Raw genomic sequence first — 24,175 nt, forward strand, 5'->3', positions numbered from 1 at the left:
ACATTCAGGTCAGGCGGCCTTGACCTTCAGTTCTTCCTCGCCGCRCACCATCCTGGTCACGCCGGCGAAGTCGAGCTTGCCGGAACCGAGCACCGGCACTTTCGGCACGATGCGCACTTCGGCCGGCACCATCAGGTCCATGGCGCCGTTCGCTTTGGYGAAGGCCAGGAAGTCGGCGCGGGTGGCGCCGGACGCCTCCGTGATCAGGATCAGCTTCTCGCCCTTGCGCGCGTCGGGCATCGTGGCGACGGCCGACAGCGAGCCTTTCCACAGTTCGCCCGCCAGCGCCTCGACCGCGGCAAGAGAAACCATCTCGCCGCCGATCTTGGCGAAGCGCTTGGCGCGGCCGCGGATCGAGATGAAGCCGGCGTCGTCGACCGTGACGACGTCGCCGGTGTCGTGCCAGCCGTTTTCCAGCGGCTCRATGACGCCCGGATTCTCGGCGCGCAGATAGCCGGCCATGACGTTCGGTCCGCGCACGAAGAGCCGGCCGCCTTCGTCGACGCCGGGGACCGGCTCGAGGCGATATTCCATGCCGGGCATGATTTTGCCGACGCTGCCCGATTTGTTGTACATCGGCGTGTTGATGGCGATCACCGGCGCGGTCTCGGTCACGCCATAGCCTTCCAGGATGCGCAGACCGAACTTCTCCATATAGGTCGTGCGCGTGGCGGCCTTGAYCGGTTCCGCGCCGGCGAAGCAGTAGCGCACCGAGCGGAAGTCGTACGGATGCGCCGTGCGGGCGTAACCGGAGAGGAACGTATCGGTACCGAAGATGATCGTCGCGTTCGACCCRTAGATCAGTTCCGGCACGATGCGGTAGTRCAGCGGCGAGGGGTAGAAATAGACCGGCACGCCGGAGATCAGCGGCAGCACCGTGCCCGCCGTCATGCCGAAGGAGTGGAAGATCGGCAGCACGTTGAACACCTTGTCGCCCGAATGGAAGTCGATGCGCGAGGCGGCCTGCGCGGCATTGGCCAGGATGTTGCGGTGGGTGAGCACCACGCCCTTGGGCGTGCCTTCCGAGCCGGAGGTGAACAGGATCGCTGCCGGATCGTCCGCCTTGCGCGCCACTCGCGGCGTCGTCTTGCGCAACAGGCCGAGCAGCTTGTCCTTGAGGCCGATCGTGGCCCGCAGGTCGTCGAGCCAGACGATGTCGACCGAGCGGCCGATCTCCTCCACCACCGGCCCGAGCTTTGCTTGTTCGACGAAGGCCCGGGAGGTGAGCACGGTGCGCACCTCGGCGGCCCTGCAGGCCGACAGGATGTTGGCGGCACCGGCGGTGAAGTTGATCATCGCCGGCACCTTGCCGGCCGACATGAYGCCGAGCAGCGTCGCGCAGGAGCCGTTGGCGTTGGGCAGCATGATCCCCAGCGTCTCTTGTCCCGCATAGAGATGCTCGAACTTCTCGCCGAGCACTGCGGCGGCGGTCAGCAACTTGCCGTAGCTCAGCGAACCCGTGACAGGATCCTGCACGGCAAGCTCCTTCAAGCCGCGCTCATTGGCCGTCTCGATGATCTTCTCAAGCACCGTCTTGCCGATGTCCTGGGTGCGGAAGACGAGGTCCGACATCACCTGATAGAGCGCGGAACCCGCCGCGGCGCGCCGCTGGCGCCCCTTCAATTCCTGCGCGACTTCGAGCTTCACCGGTTCCAGGATGGTCACCTTGACCTTCGGGAACAAGCGGCGGCGCACATGCTGCGAGGAGAGCCGCGAGAAGTAGCTCTTCTCCAGCCCTTCGATGCGCACCGGCACCACCATCGAGCCGGTCTTGTCGGCGACCATGGCGGCGCCGTCATAGACCTTCATGAGGCCGCCGGTGACGGTGATGCGGCCTTCCGGGAAGATGACCAGCGGATCGCCGCCCTGCACGATCTTGATCAGCGTGCGGGTCGACATCGGCTTCGCCGGATTGAGCGGCAGCGCACGCGCAAGTTTCATGAACGGCTTCATCCACCAGGCCTGCGCGATCGTGTAGTCGATGGCGAAGACCGGCTCCTCGTCGGTGAGCGTCAGCGCCAGCGGGCCGTCGAGGAAGCTGACATGGTTGAGCGCCAGGATCGGCGCCTTGCCGGCCGCCTTGAGATTGTCGAGCCCTTCGACCTCCAGCCGCAGGAAGGCGCGGAACAGGATCGAGACGAAGTCGCGGAACGGGTTTGTCGGCAGGAATTTCAGCATCAGCCAGGCGGCAATCGCGTTGGCGACGACGAGGCCGAACAGGATGCCCGCGATCGAGACGCCCGCCGCCTGGATGGCCGCGACAAGGATGCCGCCGACAGTCATGAAGCCGGCATTGACGATGCTGACCGCCGCGACGACGCGGGCGCGGCGCGCTTCCGGCGACCAGGCCTGCACGGCGGCGAAGGTCGGCACCACCAGGAATGCGGCGGCAATGGCCATGCCGGCGAGGTCGATGGCCACACGGATGGTGTTCGGTCCGGCGAAGAAGGACGAAAGGCTGGCGGCTGTCGGCGAAGGCTGCATGCTGCCGATGGTCCATGCGAGATGCAGGCCGAACAGCGCCATCAGCGCGGTACCGACCGGCGCGGGCAGCAGCACCATGCGGCCCTGCGACATCCAGGCGGCGATGGCCGAGCCGATGGCGATGGAGACGGCGAAGACCGCAAGATAGGCGGTGACCGCGATCTCGTTGCCGCCAAGCGAATCCTTGATCATCGCTGGCAAGATCGAAAGCACGATGGCGCCGACCAGCCAGAACCAGGAGGTCATCAGGCCGGCGCGCCAGATGCGCATGTCGGTGCGCAAGTCGGCGACCTGCCGCCAGGTCGAGCGGAAGATGTTCTTGTCGATGGTGAGGTTGGGAGCGGCCGAGCCGGTGGCAGGAATGTAGCGRCTAACGAACCAGCAACCGACGGCCAGCGCCATCATGATCGGCCCGAACACGGCAACCCCGATGCCGTCGGCGGAAACGACGCCCCCGGCGATGGTGCCGCCGAGGATCGCCGCGAAGGTGGCTGACTCGATCCAGGCATTGGCCTTGGGCAGTTCCTTGCGCTCGAGATGATCGGGCAGGATGCCGTATTTGATCGGTCCGAACAGCGCCGAGATGATGCCGAACATCAAGAGCGCCGTCATCAGCACCGGGATCGAGGACAGCGCGATGCCGGCGACGGCGACGGCAGCCGCGGCGATCTCGATGAATTTCAGCCGACGTGCGATGAGCGCCTTGTCGAAGCGGTCGGCGATCTCGCCGCCCAGCGCCGAAAGCAGCAGGAAGGGGGCCATGAAGATGGCGCCGGCCAGCGTCACCAGCGACGCGGCCTGATCCTTCGCCAGCGTGAAGAGAATGAGGAACACCAGCGTGTTCTTCAGGAAATTGTCGTTGAAGGCCGAGAGGAATTGCGTCCAGAAGAGAGGCGCGAAGCGCCGCGACATCATCAGATGGGTGTTCATGGCAATTTCCATTGGGCAAGTCCGGCCGGCAATCCGATTGGACTGAGCGGACACTTGCGCGGTTTGAGCCTTGTTTATCGGGAAGCGGTTAAGCTTCGTTACTGCGATCGAACCCAGTCCATTTGTTTCTTGTTCTTGGTGCATGGAATCGGTCGTCCGCGACCGGTCTCCAGGCCTTCCAGGCACTAGACTGTTTGCKGGCTTGGCTGTCGGCGGGCATCGATATGATCCTTTCGTTTCAGCGTTAAGCCGGATCGGCGCCGGTCTGTTTCAGGCCGGATACATTACTTTGAACGGCGTTCACGATCGCACCATAGCACATCGTGAACGACGTTCAAGAGAAAAATGAACGACGTTCACACCGCTCGAGGCATGGTCAACAAAGCGAGCAGGCTGGTATGGAAGTGCTGGGCTTGTTCTCCGGCGGCGGTCCACACCAGCGCGGAAGGAGGCAGGTGAACCCTGCTCACATGGGCTTTTCGCCGATCACCTCGAACCGCTCAACCGTGCAATGCTCGGCGACCACGCCCAGCACGTCGGTTGAAGGCTGGTCCGCATCCGGCTGCTTCCAACGGATTTGGAAGCAAAACACGAAACGGTTGYCGATGGCGTCATGCTCGATGCCGACGAGGCGGGCATCGTAGCCGAGTGTCCGTATCATTCCATGGAGGTCGGGCGGCGAGCTGTTCGGCCATGAGACCGAAAGCATCGCCTTGTGCTCGCGCGAAATCTTGAGGTCGACCCATTTCAACCCCTGCAGCGTGACCAGAGTCAGTACCGTCGCAATCGCGCCGAGGCCGTACTGGCCGCCGCCGAAGGCAAGGCCGATCATCGTCATGATCCACATCGTGGCGGCGGTGGTGACGCCGGTGACGAGATCGCCCCGCCGCAGGATCGCGCCGCCGCCGATGAAGCCGACGCCGGTGAGCACGCCGAGCGCGAAACGCATGACGTCCATGCGTACGAAGGAATCCGGCCCTTTGCCGGAGACATCGAGAAGCATGTTGGCCTGGACCATGGCAACGCAGRCCGCCAGGCCGACCAGTATGGTCGTGCGCAGCCCGGCGGAGTGGCCGCGCGCCTCGCGATTCAAACCGATGAGAAACCCTGCCAGCAGTGTGACCAGCAGCCGCCCGACAAGGTCCGGCCAGGTCGGGTGAAGCGGCATGTCGCAGCAAAGCGTCTCGAACATGGTCCCGATGGGGCGCTGAAAGGTCRCCGCGCCTCAGTTTCGTCTGCGACGTTCAACTGGCGGAGCCGGTGATGGTTCCTTGGCCCAAGCTCGGGTTTCCGCGGTCGACAACCACCTTCAATGGGCGGCGAGGCTGACCACCAGCGCCAGAACCACGATGCCCACCAGCCCCGCGATGAAGATGATGCGCTGAGCGCGCGTGCGCAGGATGATCTCGCCCTGCCGGGCATTCTGGCCGGAGAAGACCGGCCCTTCGTCGTCGCGCTCCTTGCTCATGACCTGCTCCTTCCTTTCGATGGGTGTGGAAGGTGTCTGAGCAGGAACCGATTTGTCGGCGTGAAGTTCCGCCGCGTTTCGGCAAGGCGGATATCCGCGACCGGGGGATCGAACCGGTCGCGGGGAGTGATCGGCTCAGCCGAATTTCGGGTCGAGGCTGCCCGACTTGTAGCGCTTGGCCATGTCGGCCAGCGGGATCGGCTTGATCTTCGGCGCATTGCCGGCGGTGCCGAACTGCTCGAAGYGCTCCTTGCAGAGCTTCTTCATCGCAGCCATGGCCGGCGTCAGATATTTGCGCGGATCRAACTCCGACGGGTTCTCCGTTAGCACCTTGCGGATCGCGCCGGTCAGCGCCATGCGGTTGTCGGTGTCGATGTTGATCTTGCGCACGCCATGCTTGATGCCGCGCTGGATCTCTTCCACCGGCACGCCCCAGGTCGGCTTCATCTRGCCGCCATATTTGTTGATGATCTCCTGCAGCTCCTCCGGCACCGAGGACGAGCCGTGCATGACGAGATGCATGTTGGGCAGGCGGCGGTGGATCTCCTCGATCACGTTCATCGCCAGCACCGCGCCGTCCGGCTTGCGCRAGAATTTGTAGGCGCCGTGGCTGGTGCCCATGGCGACCGCCAGYGCGTCGACATGCGTGTCGCGCACGAACTGCTCGGCCTGTACCGGATCGGTCAGCAACTGATCGTGGCTGATCGCGCCCTCGACGCCGTGACCGTCCTCCTGCTCGCCRCCGCCGCTCTCCAGCGAGCCGAGCACGCCGATCTCGCCTTCCACCGAAACACCGCCCCAATGCGCCATGTCGACGACGCGCCGCGTGATTCCGGAATTATAGGCATAGTCGGCCGGCGACTTTCCGTCCTCCTTCAGCGAGCCGTCCATCATCACCGAGGTGAAGCCGTACTGGATCGCGGTGACGCAGGTCGCTTCGTTGTTGCCGTGGTCGAGATGCATGCAGACCGGAATGTCGGGATGGATCTCGACCAGAGCGTCGATCAGCTTGGCCAGCACCACGTCATTGGCGTAGGCGCGCGCACCGCGGCTGGCCTGCAGGATGACCGGCGACTTGGTCTCCTCGGCCGCCTCCATGATGGCGAGCCCCTGTTCCATATTGTTCATGTTGAAAGCAGGCACRCCGTAGCCGTGTTCGGCGGCATGGTYGAGCAATTGTCTCAGTGTGATGCGAGCCAACGAATAGTCTCCGTATCTGGTTGCAGGCACAATTCACTACGGCCGGGTGTGACCGACCGACTTGCTTCTGGCCGGATTTCCGACGGACCGCAACCACTCTCGTTGCGACCCTGGAATCCAAATCGGTTTAGTATCGGATACGGCCRCGCGCGAAGCGGTTCAAGCCGCGATGCGTGCGCGCGCGGCGAGGATTTCGACGCAGGCCTTCGCCGCTTCCTTGCCCTTCACGGTGAAATGCTCGTGGAAGAAGCGGTGATGCTCGGCGCTGTCATGGTAGTTGTGCGGCGTCAGCACCGCCGACAGCACCGGCACGCCGGTCACGAGCTGCACGTCCATCATGCCGTCGATGACGGCGCCCGCCACGAAGTCGTGCCGGTAGATGCCGCCATTGACGACGAAGGCGGTGCCGAGGATCGCGGCATAGCGACCCGTCTCGGCAAGCGTCTTGGCGTGCAGCGGKATCTCGTAGGCGCCCGGCACGTCGAAGATCTCGACGGCAAAGCCRCCAAGCGCGGCGAGCTCCGCCTCGAACGCCGTCACGCATTGGTCGACGATGTCGGCATGCCAACGCGCCCGGATGACGGCGACACGACGAGCAGTATGGTCTTTGAGAAAATGCTGATTCATGGGTCCTTCCTTCCGTTTCGAACCAGAATCAGGACGCACGACGCAAAAACGCGGCCCGCGCGAGCGGACCGTCTTTTAGCGATCGTTCTCTTCCATCCGGACTGTAACCGTCGGCCCCGGAATCGCACCGGATCTGCTGACCCTCCTGTTACCGGGAGGCGCTCGCGGGCTTGAGCCGAGGCTCTTACCGCCGGTGGGGACTTTCACCCCGCCCTGAGAACATTAACGCGGGTTTTATGGAAGGGCAGAATGGCGCTGTCAATTGGCGATTGGCCAATCCTTCCCTTGTAGGGATGCCCGGCAGGGGCGGCGCTGTCCCGCCAACGTATCTATGCTTGGGTTCCTCGCCCCGCCGAAGGCGGGGAGAGGTGTCCGCGAAGCGGACGGAGAGGGGCCTTCGTAGGGTGCTCCCCTCTCCGTCTCGGCTTCGCCGAGCCACCTCTCCCCACTTTCGTGGGGCGAGGAACCTTGATCCTGCGACGCCGCGATACTTCGCGCCCCCTCTGTCCTGCCGGACTTCTCAGCCGTCACCCGCGCTCCGGAAACATCGCCTTCAGCCCCTCGCGCGAGGCCTTGGCAACGCCGCGCTCGGTGATCAGCCCGGTCACCAACCGCGCCGGCGTCACGTCGAAGGCGGGGTTCGCCGCCGGCGTCGCATCGGGCGAGACGCGCACCTGCGCGACCTTGCCGTCCGCCGTCTTGCCCCACACCAGCGAAACCTCGTCGCCGGAGCGCTCCTCGATCGGGATTTCCTTCAGCCCGTCGGCCACGGTCCAGTCGATGGTGGGCGAGGGCAGCGCGACGTAGAAGGGCACGTCGTTGTCGGCGGCGGCCAGCGCCTTCAGATAGGTGCCGATCTTGTTGCAGACGTCGCCATTGGCGGTGGTGCGGTCGGTGCCGACGATCACCATGTCGATGTCGCCATGCTGCATCAGGTGGCCACCGGCATTGTCGACGATCAGCGTGTGCGGCACGCCGTGGCCGGCCATCTCCCAGGCGGTTAGCTGGGCGCCCTGGTTGCGCGGCCTGGTCTCGTCGACATAGACATGCACCGGAATGCCGGCCTCGGTCGCCAGATAGATCGGCGCGGTGGCGGTGCCGTAGTCGACGGTCGCCAGCCAGCCGGCATTGCAATGGGTGAGGATGTTGACCGTTTCGCCCGGCTGCTTGCGCGCCGCGATCTCCTTGATGATGGCAAGACCGTTCTCGCCGATGGCGCGGTTCAGATCGACATCCTCGTCGGCGATCTCGGCGGCGCGCCGGTAGGCAGCCTCCGCGCGCTCTGCCGGTGCCAAGGGCTTCAGGAAGCGCCGCATCTCGTCCAGCGCCCAGCGCAGGTTGATCGCCGTCGGCCGAGTCTTGTGAAGCTTCTCCCACACCGCGTCGAGCGCTTCGTCCGACGGGTCGTCCTGCATCTGGATGGCGACGCCATAGGCAGCGGTGACGCCGATCAGCGGCGCGCCGCGCACCCACATGTCGCGGATCGCGGTGGCGATGCCGGCGACCGTTTCGATCCTCTCGATGCGGAACTCATGCGGCAGCCAGCGCTGGTCGATGATCTCGACCGACCGCTTGTCGTCGCTGAGCCAGATGGTGCGGTAGTGGCGTTCGCCGACGTTCAAAGGCTCTTCTCCTGTTCGATCAGCGCGGCGAGATTGTTGACCTCGTCGATGCTGTGGATCTGGCGCCGGTTGACGGCGATATGGCGGCCGAAGCGCAAAGCCTTGGCCTCACATCTGGCGCGCAGGTCTTGATCGGCAATGGTCTCGAAATCGGCATTGTGGGCGAGGCCCAGGATGCGCCGGTGCACCTCGATGCCGGCAAAGCCGAGCAGGTCGGTCCAGATGGAATGCAGCATGTGGTCGAGCGCCTGTTCTGAGCCGAGCATGTCGCCCTGATCCTCGAACAGGCTTCTCTGGTAGAGGATGCCGCTGCGCTCGGTCCGCCACAGATGGGCGAACTCGGCGCGGAAGGTGGCCCAGGTCTCAGCTGTGACGCCGAGCAGATAGGCACGCATCGAGTCCCGGCTGCCCTTCTCCTCATGCCCGCGCTGCGAGAAGAAGGCCATCCAGAAATTGGCGAGCAACATGCCGACGTCGAAGGCGATCGGGCCATAGAAGGCGAACTCCGGATCGATCATCCGGGTCTCTGTGTCCGTCACCATGATCGAGCCCGAATGCAAATCGCCATGCAGCAGCGTCTCGGCATTGGCGGCGAACAGATGCTTCAGCCGCTGCGCCTCGACCTTGAGGTCGCGGTCGGCGCGCAGCTCCGCCACCAGGCCGTCGAGCTGCGGGCTGGTGTGGCGGTTCATCTTGGCGTCGAAATAGGGATCGGAGAACACCAGGTTCTCGGTGATGTCGCAAAGCTCGACATTGTCGGCGAACAGCGCGAGGTCGGCCTTGCGCTCTTTCGTCACCATCGAGAGATCCGAGCCACGGAACAGCGTGCGGGCCATGAACAGGCCGATGTCGCGCGCGATGTTAGGCAGTTCGCGACCGTCGATCAGCGCGCGCCGCAGGATGACGTGCGGCGGCGCCAGATATTCCATGACGATCAGCGCCTGGGTCTCGTCGAAATGGTAGATCGCCGGCACCGAGCCGGGCGCACGGCGCTCTTGCCGCGTCAGCGCATGGTATTCGAAGAAGGAGCGTTTGAGCGGCAGCGGCCAGCTGTCGCCGACCAGCCGCACATAGGGCAGCGCCTGCTTGACCACTGCCGCGCCCTGGTCGCCCTCGACGATGAAGACGAGGTTGAGATTGCCGTCTCCGACCTCCTGAACCTTCCAGCGGCTGGYGTCCCTGCCGATGCGCCCGGTCAGCGCCGCGGTCCCGCCAAGGCGCTTCGGCAGCGTTTCCACCGACAATGCTTCGAACTTCCCGGTCATGCTCTCCCCTCCTGCGCGTGGTTTCCGACGATAGCGGAGCCACGGCGGCGGGGCCAAGCTAGGAAGCTCACTGGCAAATGTCAATCGTGTTGACAATTGCCGAATGAGCCCATAGCGTCACGATCCGGGAGGAATGGATGGGCGCAGATGCCGTGTTCCATGTGGAGGGCCTGAGGAAATCCTTCGGCCAGAACGAGGTGCTTGGCGGCATCTCGCTCGACCTCTTTGCGGGCGAGGTGACGGTGCTGATGGGCGCCAACGGCGCCGGCAAGTCCACCCTGGTCAAGATCGTCAGCGGCGTCTACGAACGTGGCGCCGGCTCGATGAAACTCGCCGGCCAGGCCTTCGATCCGCAGACCCCTGCCGAAGCCATCCGCGCCGGCGTCGTCACCGTGCACCAGAACATCAATGACGGCGTGKTCGCCGACCTCGATGTCGCCACCAATCTGACGCTCGACCGGCTGAGCGGCAAAGGTGCGTCGTTGCTGTTCAAACCTGCCAATGTCCGGGCTGAGGCGAGGGCGGTTGCCGACCGCATGGGGCTCGCCCTCGACCTCAGGGCGCGCGTCAGCGACTTGTCGTTGGCCGATCGGCAGATGGTCGCCATCGCGCGGGCCATGGCGCATCAGCCCAAGGTTCTGATCCTCGACGAGCCGACCTCCTCGCTGTCGAGCGCCGAAGCCGATCGGCTGTTTTCGCTGATCGACCGGCTGCGCGGGCAGGGCGTCGCCATCCTCTATATTTCGCATCGCATGTCCGACATCAGGCGTCTCGCCGACCGCATCGTGTCGATGCGCGACGGCGTCGTCTCCGGCGTCTTCGACAAGCAGCCGCTCGACTATGAGGGTGCGGTCAATGCCATGCTCGGCCGCAAGATCCACCTCGACAGGGTCGTCGCCCGGAGCTCGGCGCGCGCGGTTTTCACCGCCGAAGGCCTGCAGCTCGCGCATGGAGCAAAGCCGATCTCGATGACGCTCGGCGCCGGCGAGGTGGTGGCGATCACCGGCCTTGTCGGCGTCGGCAAGACGGCTTTGGCGGAAACGCTGTTCGGCGTGCGCCGGCCGCTCGCCGGCACCATGCATATGGATGGCAAGCCATACGCGCCGGGCTCGGCGCGCGAGGCGATCGCGGCCGGAGCTTTCCTCGTCGCTAAGGACCGCGCAGCGAGCGGCATCGTCGGCGGCTTCAACATCGAGCGCAACATCAGCCTGCCGTTCCTCAAGCGCATGTCGGGCTTCGGCGTCATGAAGAAGCGCGCCGAGCGCGTCGCCGCCCGCCGCCAGATCGACGAGCTCGGCATCGTCTGCCGCTCGGAGAAGGACGAGCTGTCGGCGCTGTCCGGCGGCAACCAGCAGAAGGTGATGGTGGCGCGCTGGATGTCGCAGGCCTCGCGGCTCTTCATCCTCGACGAGCCGTTCCAGGGCGTCGACATTTCGGCGCGCCGCGACATCGCCGCCAAGCTCAGGGCAAGCGCCGACAGCCGCGCCACGCTCATCTTCGTCACCGAGATCGACGAGGCGCTGGAGACCGCCGACCGCATCCTGGTGATGTCGGAACACACGGTCGTCGGCGAGCACCGCAACGGCGACATCGACCTCGACCGGCTGCTGGCGGAAGTGGCCGGCGGGCCGCTGAATAGTGCTGCGTGAGATCGTGCGAATGACGAGACTTGGAGTGCGGGCATGAGTTCCAGTTTGGCGGAGAGGGCAACAGCGCGGGAGCGTTCGATGACATTGCGTGACTATGCCATCCGCTACGGCTTCATCGTCCTGCTGGTCGGGTTGATCGCCTATTTCGCGATCGCCGCCGATGGCTTCGCCTCGCCGCAGAGCGCCGTCTTCATCTTCCAGTCGGTGGCCATCACCGGCGTGCTGGCGCTCGGCGTCACCGCGACGCTGGTCGTCGGCGGTTTCGACCTGTCGATCGGCTCGGTCGCGACCAGCGCCATGATGGCGGCTTCCTATGCCATGGTCGTACTGGAGCAGAACGCCATCGTCGCCGTCATCGCCTGCCTGGTCATCGGCGTCATTGTCGGCCTGATCAATGGCTGGCTGATCGTCTATATGCGTGTGCCCGATCTTCTGGCGACGCTCGGCATGATGTTCCTGCTGCTTGGCCTGCAGCGCATTCCGACCGAAGGCCGCTCGATCGCCACCGGCATGACCATGCCCGACGGTTCGGTCGCCAACGGCAAGTTTTCGGAAGCTTTCCTGGCGCTCGGCCGCCACCGCATCGACTTCTTCATCCCGAACTTGATCCCGGTCTCGGTGGTCGTGCTCGTCGTGCTCGCGCTGCTGATCTGGTTCTTCCTCGAATACACCCGCTTTGGCCGCATGATGTATGCGGTCGGCTCCAACGAGAGGGCGGCCGAGCTCGCCGGCGCGCCTGTCAAGGCATACAAAATCTGGGCCTACGTCATTTCGGGAGTTTTTGCCTCGATCGGCGGGATTTTGCTCGCCGCCCGGCTTGGACGCGGCGATATCGCCTCGGGTAATAATCTGCTGCTCGACGCTGTCGCCGCGGCGCTCATCGGCTACGCGGTGCTCGGCGCCGCCAAGCCCAACGCCTTCGGCACCGCCGTCGGCGCGGTGTTCGTCGGCGTCCTGCTGCAAGGCCTGACGATGATGAACGCCCCCTATTACACGCAGGATTTCGTCAAGGGCGCGGTGCTCGTCGTCGCCCTTGTCTTCACCTTCGCCCTTTCCGGCAGGGGCAAGAGATAGTTTCGACCGGGGCATTGAGACAAAACGGAGGAAAAGGAAGTGAGCATCACAAGAAGACTTTTGGGGAAGGCGGCGCTCGGCCTCGCCGGCGCGGCGCTGCTGATGCAGGGCACGGCGTTGGCGGYGGACAAGCCGGCGCCGTTCGACAAGCCGGGCGTCAAGATCGCGCTGGTGCGGTATCTGTCGACCGGTGACTTCTTCCAGGCCTATCTCTCGGGCGTCGAGGCGCAGGCCAAGGCGCTCGGCGTCGACCTGCGCGTGCTGGACAGCCGCCAGGATGCAGCGCTCCAGGCCGACATGGTCGACCAGGCGATCGCGCTCGGCGTGCAGGGCATCATCATCCAGCACGGCCTGACGGAATCGATGAAGGACGCCGCCCAGCGCGCGGTCGACGCAGGCATCAAGGTCGTCGCCTTCGACGTCAATGTCGAGAACCCGAAGATCCCGCAGATCGAGCAGTCGGACAAGGACCTCGCCAGGCTCGCGCTCGAGCAGGCGGTCAAGGACAACGGCGAAAGCTGGAAGGCAGGCTATGTCTATGTCGCCGGCATCGCCCCGCTCGACCGCCGTAACGAGACCTGGGTGGACGTGAAGAAGAAGTATTCGGGCATCAACGAGGTCGCCATGTTCGGCACGCTCGACAATCCGATCGCCAACTCGGTCGCCAACCAGGCGCGCTCGGTTCTGCAGGCGCATCCCGACATCAACGTGATGTTCGCGCCCTATGACGAGTTCGCCAAGGGCGTGAAGATCGCCGTCGACGAAGCCGGCCTGAACAAGAAGATCAAGATCTATTCAGCCGATATCTCGACCTCGGATATCGCCGCGATGCGTGAGCCGGACAGCGCCTGGGCCGCCACCRCAGCCACCAACCCGGCTGTCGTCGGCCAGGTCTCGGTGCGCGCCCTGRCACAACTGCTCGCCGGCGAGGATCCCGGCCACAACGTGATCGTGCCGCCGACGCTGATCACCCAGAAGGAGCTGATCGACAAGGACATCAAGAACATGGAAGACCTGTCGGCCAAGCTGCCGCAGTTCGCCCATGCCGATGTCGCGATGCCGGCCTGGATGCCGAACCCGAACGCCAAGTAAGGTTCAGCTCATCACAAATGAAGAGAGCGGTCCTGTGGGCCGCTCTCTGTCGTTCTATCTGAGCCGCCCCGGGCCTCATCGCTGCCAGAACGGCAGTTTGGCGATCTCCGCCTCGACCTCTTTCCTCGTCAGCCCGATGTCGTCGATCAGATGCGGATTGTCCGTCGCGATCCGCTTGAGYTCGAAACGGAAATAGGCCTGTTCGCGGCGCAGCGCGATGAGGCTGCGCAAGGCCGCCAGGCTGTAGCGCCGGCGGCTCTTGATCTCGGCTGGGCGCGCCGCCAGGGGTGCGCAAGTCGCAAGAATATCGTTCATGGCAACCTCCATGCAGTAGAGGGTTTGGAAACCCGTGGTCTGATTGAGATAGCAGTGTGCCGCAGCCAGCCGGCGGCGTAATTAAGCCCTCCCAAATAGTTCTCAAAACTTCCAAATCGATCTGAGCGTTTCACCGTTTCACGGAAACGGCGAAACGCTCTATCCCTTTGTTTTTACGCAATTCCAGGCGGAAAAGCGCTCACACTTTTCCTGGAATTGCTCTATAGATCGCCGCATGCAGCGATCGCGCTTTGCCTTTGGACCGTTCGTGCTTGACCCGGGCGCGGGAACGCTGCTTCGGGGCGATGTTCCCGTTGCCGCAGGTCACCGTGGGCTGAAGCTGCTCGAAGCGCTCGTCGCGCGCCCGGGCGAGATCCTGGGCAAGGCCGAGCTGATGGACGCGGCTTGGCCTGGCACGGCCGTCGAGGAAGGCAATCTCACCGTCCAGATCGCGCAACTCAGGAAACTGCTCGGTCCGGCGACCGGTGGCGGCGAGTGGATCGCGACGGTGCCGCGCGTCGGCTATCGCTTCACCGGTACCRTCGAACAGTCCGGCGCCACGCGCAAAACCTTGCCGTTGCCCGACAAACCGTCGATCGCCGTGCTGCCCTTCGTCAATCTGAGCAACGATCCCGAGCAGGACTCTTTCGCCGACGGCCTGACCGAGGACCTGATCACCGATCTTTCGCGGATTCCGGGCCTGTTCGTCATCGCCCGCAACTCGGTGTTTGCCTATAAGGGCAAGGCCATGGACGTGCGCGCTATCGCCGGCGAGCTCGGCGTGCGCTATCTGCTGGAAGGCAGCGCCAGGCGCGCCGCCGGGCGTGTGCGGATCAACGCGCAGCTGATCGATGCGCTGAGCGGCGAGCATCTCTGGGCGGAGCGGTTCGATCGCGGCCTGGAAGACATTTTCGCCGTTCAGGATGAGGCGACCGCCAAGATCGTCGAGGCGCTGCTCGGGCGGCTGCGCGCGCCGCCGGTGCGCAACCGGCCGAAGAACCTCGAAGCCTATGATCTCGTCGTGCGGGCGCGAAAGATGTTCGACGAGTCGCCGCAGATGGCGCGCGAGGCGCATCTGATGCTGACGCGCGCGATCGCACTCGATCCCGACTACGCCGAGGCCTATCGCTGGCTCGCCATGAATTACTGGATGAGCTGGGTGCATTGGGGCGAGCCGTTTGAGCCTGCTCGCAGCACAGCCCTGGAGTTGGCGCGCAAGGCCGTGGCGATCGACCCCAACGATGCCGGTTGCCGCTGGGTTCTAGCGAACCTTTTTGCCTATGAACGCGACTTCGAGCAGTCCGAGGCGGAATTCGCCAAGGCGATCGAGCTCGACCCGAACGAGGCCGATATCTGGGCGACATTATCCGATATCGACGTGCTGGGCGGGCGGATAGACGAGGGCCTGGAGCACATCCGCAAGGCGTTCCGGCTGAACCCATTTCCGCCGAGCTGGTACTATCTCACACTCGGCCAAGCGCAGTATGCGGCCCGCGATTACGAGGCCGCGGTTGAGACGCTGCGCCGCGACGAGACCTATCGCACCAGCTCACGCCGTTTCCTGGCGGCAGCTCTGGCGCAGCTCGGCCGCCTGGACGAGGCGCGCACCGAGGTTACCCTGTTCCTTGTCGGCAATCCGCATTTCTCCACGCAGCGCTGGGTCGACACGGAGCCRTTCCGTGACGACGCGACGCTTGAGCATTTCGTCGACGGCTTCCGCAAGGCCGGCCTGCCGGAGTGAAGCCGGCATAACCTCAACGGCCGGCGCGCGCCAACCCGTGCGCCACTAGGCGGTCGATGACCTCCGGGTAGCTGACGCCGCTGGYCGCCATCGCCTTGGCGTACATGCTGATGTTGGTGAAGCCGGGAATGGTGTTGAGCTCGTTGATCAGGAAATTCATGTCCGGCATCAGGAAGAAATCGACACGGGCCATGCCGTCGCAGCCGAGTGCCCGGAATGCCCTGGCGGCCATATCGCGCATGGCGCTCTCGACCTCCAACGGCAGCTCGGCCGGCACGATCAGGGCCGCGCCGTTCTCGTCGATGTATTTGGCATTGTAGTTGTAGAAGCCGTGGCTTTCCGCGGGCACGATCTCGCCTGGACGCGAGACGAAGAGCTCGCCCGTGGGGCTCTCCAGCACGCTGAACTCGATCTCGCGTCCACGAACGAATTCCTCCGCCAGCAGCTTGCTGTCGTGCTGGAACGCCTCTGACAGCGCGCGATCGAATTCCTGGCTGCCATTGACCTTTGCCACACCAACCGACGAGCCCTGCCGCGCCGGCTTGATGAACAGCGGCAGGCCGATTTGCTCCTCCAGTTCGGCGAGTGAAGGCGCGGCACCTTCACCGATGGTCACCGAGCGGGCGACAGGCACGCCCGCCGCCTTCAGCAGCCGCTTGGCGACGTCCTTGTCGAGCGCCGTCGCCGAGCCGAGGATGCCGCAGCCGGCGAGCGGCACGCGCGCCACCTCGGCCGCTCCCTGCACCGCGCCGTCCTCGCCATGCAGGCCGTGCAGCACCGGAAACAGGATGTCGAGGGCGGGCAGGTCGTGGGGTGCGCCGCCGGCAGGGATCGCCAGCATCCGCCCATGCCCGCCCGGCACCAGGCAGAGCTGTGTGCCAGCCGACGGCGTCGCCAGCGCGCCGTCTTCGAAGCGGCTCAGCAGCCACTGCCCTTCGCGGGTGACGAAGATCGGGACCGCATCGTATTTCGCCAGGTCCAGCGCGGCCATCACGTTGGCCGCCGAAAGCAGCGACACCTCATGCTCCGCGGAACGCCCGCCGAACAGCACAGCGATACGAAGTCTTTTTGCGGGCATCGACAACTCCACCAATGATCAGGGTTGGAGCTCGCATGCGAAACACCAGACATCCCCTTCAACCGTAGTAAGCGGAGGATTGGAGTGGGACTTTGACCGGTTGCAGCAGTTTTTCAGCAGAAGCGCGAAAGGCGCTCCGCTCTGAGAGGCGATAATACGAGGAGGGCGGTTCGTCGTTTTCGTGAAACGACGAACCGCTGCAACGGTACTCGTCAGCGCAGCGCCGCCGCGATGTTGCCGCCGTCCACCGTCGTCACGTCGGCGGTGGTGCGTTCGGCCAGCGCCTGATGCAGGAAGGCCTGCGCCACGTCGTCGGCCGTCACTTCCTGTCCGAGCAGATTGCCGGACATGTATTCCTTTTCCGATACGCCGCGCGCGCCGGAACGGCTGGCGATCATGGCGTCGGTCAGAAGACCTGAGCGGATGCGGTCGGCATTCACCGCATTGGAGCGGATGCCATAGGCGCCGTAGTCCAGGGCGTATTGCCTGGACAGGAACAGCGTCGCCGCCTTCGGAATGCCGTAGGCGCCGAATTTCGGGCCGGGATTGATCGCCTGCTTGGAGGTGTTGAAGAGCAGCACGCCGCCGGTGCCCTGTTCCAGCATGATGCGCACCGCGTTCTGCGCCGCCGACTGGTGGGCGAAGAAGTTGAGCTCGAAACTCTTGCGCAAAGTGGCGTCATCCAGTTCGCCGATACGGCCTTCCCAGGCGGCGCCCGCATTGGAGACCAGGATATCGACGCCGCCATAGACGGCGACCGCCTTGTCGAAGGCGGCGCGCATCTCCGCAGGCTTGGTGATGTCGGCGCCGACGCCGATCGAGCTGTTGCCGRCCGCCTTGGCCGCTTCCGCGGCCTTGGCGGCGTCGAGATCGACGATGACGGCATGYGCGCCGTTGGCGGCGAACAGCTTTGCCGTCGCGRCGCCGATGGCGCCGGCGCCGCCGGTGATCAGCACCACCTGGCCGGTCAGCGGCTTCGGCTTGTTGGAGGCGAGCTTGGCTTGCTCGAGAGACCAGTATTCAAGCGGGAAGAGATCCGCCTTGGAGAGCGGATGGAAATTGCCGATGGCTTCCGCACCGCGCACCGCTTCGATCCACATCTCGCCGACATCCGACGCGATCTTCGCATCCTTCAGCGTGCGGCCATGGCCGAACATGCCCAGCCCCGGCACCAGCGTCAGGCGCGGCATCGGGTCGAGCATGGTGCGCTTGACGTCGTCCAGCGCGTCATTGGTCTCGAAATAGGCGGTGTAGTCCTTGACGAAGGCCTCGACATGGCTGCGCACCACGGCCTTGTAGTGGCCGAGCTTGTCGGCGTCGGGCGCCGGCACGGCCATCGGCCCGGTCTTGATGCGGATCGACAGATCCGGCGTCGAGACGCCGCGGCCGGCATAGTCGGCGATCTTCGCCGAATTGATGAAATCGACGATCGAGTCCGATGTGCGGAAGTCGCTGATCATGCGGTCGAAGCGGCCTTCGCCGCGCGCCACGGCCACGGCGCCGCGCAGCGTTGGCGCGATGTCGCTCGGCTTGGCGAGCTTTGYCGGCAGCGCGGCCTTGGGCGCCTGCGGCTTGCCGTTTTTGGCGACATAGTCCTCGGCCATCGTCACATAGTGGATCATGCGGTCATAGGCCTGCCTGGCGTCGTCGCCGAAGGTGAAGATGCCGTGCTTGTCGAGGATAAGGCCTTCGACGCTGGGGTCGGCGTCGAAGACTTCCGCCGCGACCTTGGCGAGGTCGAAGCCCGGCTTGATGTAAGGCACATAACCCATCTTGTCGCCGAACACGGCCTTGATCAGCGGTTTGCTGTCTTCCTGGTCGACAATGGCGAGGATCGCCGTCGAATGCGTGTGGTCGACAAACTTGTGCGGCAGGAAGGCATGCAGCAGCGTTTCGACCGACGGGTTGGGCGAGGATGGGTCGATGAGGTTGGAACGCTGCAGCGCCACCATATCCTCGTCGGCGAGCGTTTCCAGAGAGCGCGCCTTGAGCAGCGCGCCCATCTTCACCGCCGGCAGGCCTTGCGGCTCGATGACCGCCATGTCCCAGCCGCTGCCCTTGACGCACAGCACGTCCCATTCGTCGCCGACGAGATCGGTGGCCTTGGTCTTGCAGGATGTGTTGCCGCCGCCGTGCAGCACCAGCCGCGGCTCGCCGCCGAGCAGGCGGGTCGTATAGACGCGCAGAGCAAGATCGCGGCCGACCCCCTTCTTGGCATAATCGGCAACCATCTTTTCCGCGTCGGCGTCATTCCAAAGATTCTTCATGTCGATCCGTCCGATACTCGTCTTTTTTGCTCATGAACAGAAAGCCGCGACGCCTGTATGACAGAAGCGGCGAGGGGATTTCTAAGAGGCCTTCTTGGTTGCCTCGCCGGCGTGCTGCAGCAGGCGCTCGGCCATATGCGCGCCGATCACCAGATGCGTGCACAGTCCGCCGGCGATGGCCGAAAGCAGCGGTTCGAACTTGGTGTCTTCCTGCACCACCATCAGCCGCTTCTCGATGGCGCGGAGCGAGGCGAGCTCGGCGGAGATGACGCGCCGGTTGTAGCTGCAGTCGAGCACCTCGCCCGTGGCGTCGATGATCTGCCCGGCGATGACGCCTGCCGCCCCCTGGCTGCGCAGCRCTTCCATCTCGGCCGGCGACAGCGCGCCGCATTTCACCAGATGACTGTCGGCATCGACCGCGCCGACGGAATAGAGCGCCAGATCGCATTCGGCGATGCCGGCCAGTTGATCGCGGATCACCGGCTCGGCGCGCAGGCTCTTCGCCAGCTCTTCCGTCGACAGCACCAGCGGCGCATAGAAGTTCAGGCCCTTGGCGTTGAGCCGCCGCGCGATCTCCATCGTGCACTGGTCGGGCCGGTAGGAATAGGGCGCGCCGAGATTGCCGCAAAGCTGCACCACGGTGACGTCCTGCAGGTCGGCAAAGGACATGATGTCGGCGATGGTGTAGACGGTGCGGCCCCAGGCGACGCCGATGCGGTCGCCCTTCTTCACCAGCTCGAGGAAGACGCTTGCCGCCAGCACCGCGATATCGGTCGAGGGATCGGCCAGATAGGCGTTTTCCGGCGCGATCCATACGGCGTCGAGCCCGAAGGCGTCTTCAACCTTGCGCGCCATGACGTCGTCGGTGAAGAGCTGCGTCGAGGTCGAGATGTTGACGATGCCGGTCTCGCGCGCCTTGCGCAGATACATGGCGACCGAGGCGCGTGAAATGTTGAGCTGGCTCGCCACTTCGTCCTGGCGAAGGCCATGCGCATAGTAAAGCCAGGCGGCCTTGTGGATGAGCTGTTCTGCCGGTCTGATCGCCATGCCGCCTCCTCGGCTGACATTAGTCACGGCTCTCGACAAAAGTCAAATTTGGGTGAGCGGAGGCGCTTTCCTGTCAGCACGGCTCAACGTGGATCGCCGTTCTGTCAAGGGGTCAGATCATAGCATTTTCAGCCATTCGAAGGGATAGCGTGACAGCGGACCTGAGGTTAGAAGGTTCGAAAAGAACTTTGGGGAGAACGGGATGGCCAATCCCTACGAACAGGATCTCGACAGGAACGCCGCCAACCACCAGCCGCTGACGCCGCTCACTTATCTTCAGCGCGCGGCCAAGACCTATCCCGACCACATAGCCATCATTCATGGCAGCCAGCGCATCACCTATCGCGATTTCTGGCGCCGCTCGCTGAAGCTCGCCTCGGCGCTTGCCAAGCATGGCATCGGCAAGGGCGACACGGTGACCGTGATGCTCTCCAACACGCCGCCGATGCTGGAAGCGCATTTTGGCGTGCCGATGGTGAAGGCGGTGCTGCATTCGCTGAATACCCGTCTCGACGCCGCCGTCATCGCTTTCCAGCTCGACCATGCCGACTCGAAGGTGCTGATCGTCGACCGCGAGTTCTCGGGGGTCGTCAGGGAGGCTCTGGCGCTGGCCAAGGCCAAGCCCTTGGTCATCGACTATGATGACCCCGATTATGCCACCGACGCTCCCTATCCGAAGGGTGACCGGATCGGCGTGCTCGATTATGAGGACTTCGTCACCGCAGGCGACGAGACTTACGCCTGGTCGATGCCGGATGACGAGTGGGACGCCATCTCGCTCAACTACACGTCCGGCACGACCGGCAATCCGAAAGGCGTCGTCTATCATCATCGTGGTGCCGCGCTGATGGCCTACACCAACACCATCCATGCCGGCATGGCCAAGCACGCGGTCTATCTCTGGACGCTGCCGATGTTCCATTGCAACGGCTGGTGCTTCCCCTGGACCTTGGCCGTGCAGGCCGGCACCCATGTCTGCCTGCGCTGGGTGCGGGCGAAGCCGATATATGACGCCATCGCCGACCATGGCGTCACCCATCTCTGCGGCGCGCCCATCGTCATGTCGGTGCTGATCAACGCGAAAGACGAGGACAAGCGCCAGTTCCCGCAGACCGTTACCTTCAACACCGCCGCGGCGCCGCCGCCTGAGGCCGTGCTGTCCGGCATGGCCGATGCCGGCTTCGCAGTCACCCATCTCTACGGCCTGACCGAGACCTACGGCCCGGCCGTCGTCAACGAATGGCACAATGAGTGGGACGCGCTGGAGAAGGGGCCCAGGACGGCGAAGAAGGCGCGCCAGGGCGTGCGCTATGCCGCGCTCGAAGGGCTGACGGTGATGAACCCGGAGACCATGGTGGAGACGCCGGCCGATGGCGTGACCATCGGCGAGGTCATGTTCCGCGGCAACATCGTCATGAAGGGGTACCTCAAGAACAGGAAGGCGACCGACGAGGCCTTCGCCGGCGGCTGGTTCCATTCCGGCGATCTCGGCGTCATRCACCCGGACGGCTACATCCAGCTCAAGGACCGCTCGAAGGACATCATCATTTCCGGCGGCGAGAACATCTCCTCCATCGAGGTCGAGGACGCGCTCTACAAGCATCCCTCGGTCGCGTCCTGCGGTGTGGTTGCCCGCGCGGACGACAAATGGGGCGAGGTGCCGGTCGCCTATGTCGAACTGAAGCCCGGCAAGACCGCGACAGAGGCGGAGATCATCGAGCATTGCCGCGGTCTGCTGGCGCGCTTCAAGGTGCCGAAGGCGGTGGTGTTCGCGGAGATCCCGAAGACCTCGACGGGGAAGATCCAGAAGTTTCGGCTGAGGGAGATGGCGAAGGGGGCGTAGTTCTCGCCCCAACATGGCCGTGACGTCGACAGTTTGCGCCAGCGCCCGCGACGTCGTCATCCTAGGGTGGAGCAGTCGCGCAGCGACGTCGCGGAAACCCTAGGATCCATGCCGTTACCTTGCGGCCGCGCTCCGGCGGTTGAAAATGGCTTGCGGCGAATGGGCAGCCCAATCGTCGTAACTTCTTGATCTGCCTTCGTTCTTCGGTCTACGTCACGGCATGGATCCTAGGGCCTGCGCGCGTCGCTTCGCTCCTTGCTCCGCCCTAGGATGACGACCTCATCGGTGTCGGCTGCCAGTCGGAAGCGCCGATTGAAGGCCTAGCAACTGTCACCATCTGTCACCAAATTATACGCGTACGTCGATTTCGCGTTGACTCCCCGCCGCTTTCGTTTTACGACTGACGAAAATTAAAATTCGTCACTCATCAAACGAAAGCGCCATGTCCGAAGCCGCCAACATCGTGGCAGATCCCGCCAGACAGGAGAATGTGACCCGCATTCTCGACTGCGCCGAGCGCTTGTTCCGCCACTACGGCTACGGCAAGACCAACGTCGCCGACATTGYCCGCGAGCTCGGCATGTCGCCGGCCAACATCTACCGCTTCTTCGCCTCCAAGGTGGAAATCCACCAGGCCGTCTGCGGYCGCATGCTCGGCGCCAGCTACAAGATGGCCTACGAGATTATGCACCTGCCGGTCAGCGCCGAGGAGCGGCTGCGCCGCTACATCCATGCCCAGTACAAGATGACGCTGGAGGTCATGCTCGACCAGGAGAAGGTGCATGAGATGGTCATCGTCGCGCTGGAGCGCGACTGGGGCGTCATCGATGCGCATGTGAACAGAATCCACGACCTCTATGCCGAGGTGATCCGCGAGGGCATCGAGGCCGGCGAGTTCAGGGAGCAGGATCCGGAGACGGCCTCGCGCTGCTTCGGCGCCGCGACGGTCATTCTGTGCCATCCGCAGATGGTGGCGCAGTGCCTTGCCAAGACCAACCGGGCGATGCCCGACGAACGAATCGACTACGCCATCAGAGCTTTGAAATAGYCGTCGCCCGCCGGGCGCGGTTTCGACAAATCATCTCCAGTTCGGGAGTGCTAAGGTGTCTTTGTCCAGTTCCATCTTCCGCAGRCTGCCGGCCGTCGGCCTCCCAACCGCCGCCGTCATCGCGGCAGCGCTCGGCCTTGCCGGCTGCAGCCAGGAGAAGGCCGAGGTCGTCCAGGAGATCGTCYGGCCGGTGAAGGTGGTCGAGATCGGCGAGGCGCAGACCACCCGCCAGCTCGACTATTCCGGTTCGGTGCGCGCCCGCACCGAGATGAATCTCGGCTTCCGCATCGCCGGCAAGGTCACCGAGCGTCTGGTCGATATCGGCCAGCATGTGAATGAAGGCGACGTGCTCGCCCGTATCGATCCTGCCGACTACGAATTGTCGGTGAAGAGCGCCGCGGCCAGCCTCGACGCCGCCGAGCGCCAGGTCGAGACCGTCGACCTCGCCAGGAAGCGCGCCGAACAGCTCTACGCCAAGAACTTCGCGCCGAAGTCGCAGCTCGACCAGGCGCGGCTGACCTATGACCAGGCTGTGGCGACCCGCGATGCCGCGCGCTCGACGCTGGCCCAGGCGCAGAACCAGGTCCAATACGCCGATCTGAAGGCCAGCAAGAACGGCATCGTCACCGCCATCTCCGCCGATGTCGGCCAGGTGGTCGCCGCCGGCACACCGGTCATGACCGTCGCGGTCGACGGCGAGAAGGAAGTGTCGATCGCGGTGCCGGAGATGGACATTGCCGGCTTCAAGCCCGGCAAGGAGGTCAAGGCGAGCTTCTGGTCGGACGACGGGCTTACTCTCGACGGCAAGGTCCGCGAGGTCGCCGGTAGCGCCGATCCGCAGTCGCGCACCTTCGCTGTCCGCGTCTCGCTGCCCAACGATCCGCGCGTGYTGCTCGGCATGACCGCCAACGTCCAGGCGATCGTTGGCAGTAAGACCCAACTTGTGTCGATCCCGCTGACGGCGATGACCGAGAAGGACGGCAAGCAGATCGTCTGGACGGTCGACCGCGCCTCCGACACGGTGCATCCGCGCCCGATCAAGGTCGCCAACTTCACCGCCGACGGTGTCGCCGTGGCCGATGGCCTGAAACAGGGCGACGTCGTGGTCGCGGCCGGCACCCAGTTCATGACCGAGAACCTGAAGGTCAAGCTTTCCGGCGACGCCCAGCAATCCGCCTCGGCGGAGGGTGACGTCGCGACGACGAGTAGCCTGCACTGATGCTTGTCGCCCAAAAGTGCGAAGCGGTTTTGGGACAACGACATGCATCGAACTAAGACCTGAAGTCAGGCGCAACAGACGCCTTTCCCGCTCTCGCTGCGTCGAGCCGCGAGCCGGGTGGGGCATGGGTTCCGGGCGGCGGACGCCCGATCGTGAGATGCCGGCATCGTGAGATGCCGGCATGTTGGCTTCCCCCGCAGCAGTGC

At 64.5% G+C, this 24,175-nt stretch carries 18 protein-coding genes and 1 riboswitch; of the genes, 7 read left to right on the plus strand and 11 right to left on the minus strand.

From position 1 onward, the window contains the following. Nucleotides 1–9: 9 nt before the first annotated feature. The 7 genes from LCM4576_RS26090 to mtnK form a co-directional block, all read right to left on the minus strand. Nucleotides 10–3,414, minus strand: a complete 3,405-nt coding sequence (locus tag LCM4576_RS26090) for an acyl-[ACP]--phospholipid O-acyltransferase (RefSeq protein ID WP_071035872.1) — start codon at nt 3,412–3,414, stop codon at nt 10–12. A gap of 466 nt (nt 3,415–3,880) precedes the next feature. Further along, nucleotides 3,881–4,606 carry an MgtC/SapB family protein gene (locus LCM4576_RS26095; RefSeq protein WP_071035371.1) on the minus strand — a complete coding sequence of 242 codons (726 nt, stop codon included), beginning with the start codon at nt 4,604–4,606 and terminating at the stop codon, nt 3,881–3,883. Nucleotides 4,607–4,723: 117 nt separating this feature from the next. After that, a complete protein-coding gene (locus tag LCM4576_RS26100; protein ID WP_041009007.1) occupies nt 4,724–4,882 on the minus strand; it encodes a hypothetical protein in 159 nt (52 codons plus the stop codon). A gap of 135 nt (nt 4,883–5,017) precedes the next feature. Continuing rightward, nucleotides 5,018–6,082 (minus strand): class II fructose-bisphosphate aldolase, encoded by a 1,065-nt coding sequence (fba, locus tag LCM4576_RS26105; RefSeq protein WP_071035372.1) that lies wholly within the window; start codon nt 6,080–6,082, stop codon nt 5,018–5,020. Nucleotides 6,083–6,241: 159 nt separating this feature from the next. Beyond that, nucleotides 6,242–6,709, minus strand: a complete 468-nt coding sequence (locus tag LCM4576_RS26110; protein ID WP_071035373.1) for a 6,7-dimethyl-8-ribityllumazine synthase — start codon at nt 6,707–6,709, stop codon at nt 6,242–6,244. An 80-nt stretch (nt 6,710–6,789) separates the two neighbouring features. Continuing rightward, nucleotides 6,790–6,934: riboswitch (FMN riboswitch) on the minus strand. Nucleotides 6,935–7,236: 302 nt separating this feature from the next. Continuing rightward, nucleotides 7,237–8,331 carry an S-methyl-5-thioribose-1-phosphate isomerase gene (gene mtnA / locus LCM4576_RS26115; protein WP_071035374.1) on the minus strand — a complete coding sequence of 365 codons (1,095 nt, stop codon included), beginning with the start codon at nt 8,329–8,331 and terminating at the stop codon, nt 7,237–7,239. After that, nucleotides 8,328–9,596: an S-methyl-5-thioribose kinase gene (mtnK, locus tag LCM4576_RS26120; protein ID WP_071035375.1), complete on the minus strand. Its 1,269-nt coding sequence runs from the start codon at nt 9,594–9,596 to the stop codon at nt 8,328–8,330. The genes mtnA and mtnK overlap by 4 nt, the downstream gene beginning before the upstream one ends. 137 nt (nt 9,597–9,733) lie before the next feature. Between mtnK and LCM4576_RS26125 the strand changes: the two genes are divergently transcribed. The 3 genes from LCM4576_RS26125 to LCM4576_RS26135 all read left to right on the plus strand — a co-directional run bounded on the left by LCM4576_RS26125 (nt 9,734) and on the right by LCM4576_RS26135 (nt 13,411). Next, nucleotides 9,734–11,245, plus strand: a complete 1,512-nt coding sequence (locus tag LCM4576_RS26125) for a sugar ABC transporter ATP-binding protein (protein ID WP_071035376.1) — start codon at nt 9,734–9,736, stop codon at nt 11,243–11,245. 78 nt (nt 11,246–11,323) lie between these two features. Further along, nucleotides 11,324–12,319, plus strand: a complete 996-nt coding sequence (locus tag LCM4576_RS26130; protein WP_040988532.1) for an ABC transporter permease — start codon at nt 11,324–11,326, stop codon at nt 12,317–12,319. A gap of 39 nt (nt 12,320–12,358) precedes the next feature. After that, complete coding sequence (locus tag LCM4576_RS26135; RefSeq protein ID WP_071035377.1) at nt 12,359–13,411, plus strand: substrate-binding domain-containing protein; 1,053 nt, start codon at nt 12,359–12,361, stop codon at nt 13,409–13,411. Nucleotides 13,412–13,486: 75 nt separating this feature from the next. On the opposite strand, the gene LCM4576_RS26140 is transcribed toward LCM4576_RS26135, so the two are convergent. Then, complete coding sequence (locus LCM4576_RS26140) at nt 13,487–13,726, minus strand: DUF1127 domain-containing protein (protein ID WP_116390176.1); 240 nt, start codon at nt 13,724–13,726, stop codon at nt 13,487–13,489. Nucleotides 13,727–13,961: 235 nt separating this feature from the next. Here LCM4576_RS26140 and LCM4576_RS26145 point away from each other — a divergent pair, with 235 nt between their 5' ends. Further along, nucleotides 13,962–15,467, plus strand: a complete 1,506-nt coding sequence (locus tag LCM4576_RS26145) for a winged helix-turn-helix domain-containing tetratricopeptide repeat protein (protein WP_071035378.1) — start codon at nt 13,962–13,964, stop codon at nt 15,465–15,467. A gap of 13 nt (nt 15,468–15,480) precedes the next feature. On the opposite strand, the gene LCM4576_RS26150 is transcribed toward LCM4576_RS26145, so the two are convergent. The 3 genes from LCM4576_RS26150 to LCM4576_RS26160 form a co-directional block, all read right to left on the minus strand. Beyond that, nucleotides 15,481–16,545 (minus strand): D-alanine--D-alanine ligase family protein, encoded by a 1,065-nt coding sequence (locus LCM4576_RS26150; protein WP_071035379.1) that lies wholly within the window; start codon nt 16,543–16,545, stop codon nt 15,481–15,483. A gap of 212 nt (nt 16,546–16,757) precedes the next feature. Continuing rightward, on the minus strand, nt 16,758–18,812 hold the full coding sequence (locus tag LCM4576_RS26155; protein ID WP_071035380.1) for a bifunctional aldolase/short-chain dehydrogenase: 2,055 nt from the start codon (nt 18,810–18,812) through the stop codon (nt 16,758–16,760). An 81-nt stretch (nt 18,813–18,893) separates the two neighbouring features. Beyond that, entirely contained in the window at nt 18,894–19,859 is a 966-nt protein-coding gene (locus LCM4576_RS26160) for a sugar-binding transcriptional regulator (protein WP_071035381.1), read from the minus strand. 202 nt (nt 19,860–20,061) lie between these two features. On the opposite strand from LCM4576_RS26160, the gene LCM4576_RS26165 reads away from it, so the two are divergent. The 3 genes from LCM4576_RS26165 (at nt 20,062) to LCM4576_RS26175 (ending at nt 23,969) form a co-directional block, all read left to right on the plus strand. After that, nucleotides 20,062–21,702 carry an acyl-CoA synthetase gene (locus tag LCM4576_RS26165; RefSeq protein WP_071035382.1) on the plus strand — a complete coding sequence of 547 codons (1,641 nt, stop codon included), beginning with the start codon at nt 20,062–20,064 and terminating at the stop codon, nt 21,700–21,702. Between the two features lie 442 nt (nt 21,703–22,144). Then, nucleotides 22,145–22,750 (plus strand): TetR family transcriptional regulator, encoded by a 606-nt coding sequence (locus LCM4576_RS26170; RefSeq protein WP_071035383.1) that lies wholly within the window; start codon nt 22,145–22,147, stop codon nt 22,748–22,750. Nucleotides 22,751–22,835: 85 nt separating this feature from the next. Then, nucleotides 22,836–23,969 carry an efflux RND transporter periplasmic adaptor subunit gene (locus tag LCM4576_RS26175; protein WP_407067408.1) on the plus strand — a complete coding sequence of 378 codons (1,134 nt, stop codon included), beginning with the start codon at nt 22,836–22,838 and terminating at the stop codon, nt 23,967–23,969. The last annotated feature ends 206 nt before the right edge of the window (nt 23,970–24,175 follow it).

Origin of the sequence: Mesorhizobium sp. LCM 4576, from assembly GCF_001854815.1 — a bacterium.
Taxonomy (GTDB): Bacteria; Pseudomonadota; Alphaproteobacteria; order Rhizobiales; family Rhizobiaceae; genus Mesorhizobium; species Mesorhizobium plurifarium.

Bases quoted from the DNA above. Each gene is read 5' to 3' on its own strand.
- LCM4576_RS26130 (WP_040988532.1), top strand. From the start codon at position 11,324: ATGACATTGCGTGACTATGCCATCCGCTACGGCTTCATCGTCCTGCTG.
- LCM4576_RS26100 (WP_041009007.1), bottom strand. From the start codon at position 4,882: ATGAGCAAGGAGCGCGACGACGAAGGGCCGGTCTTCTCCGGCCAGAAT.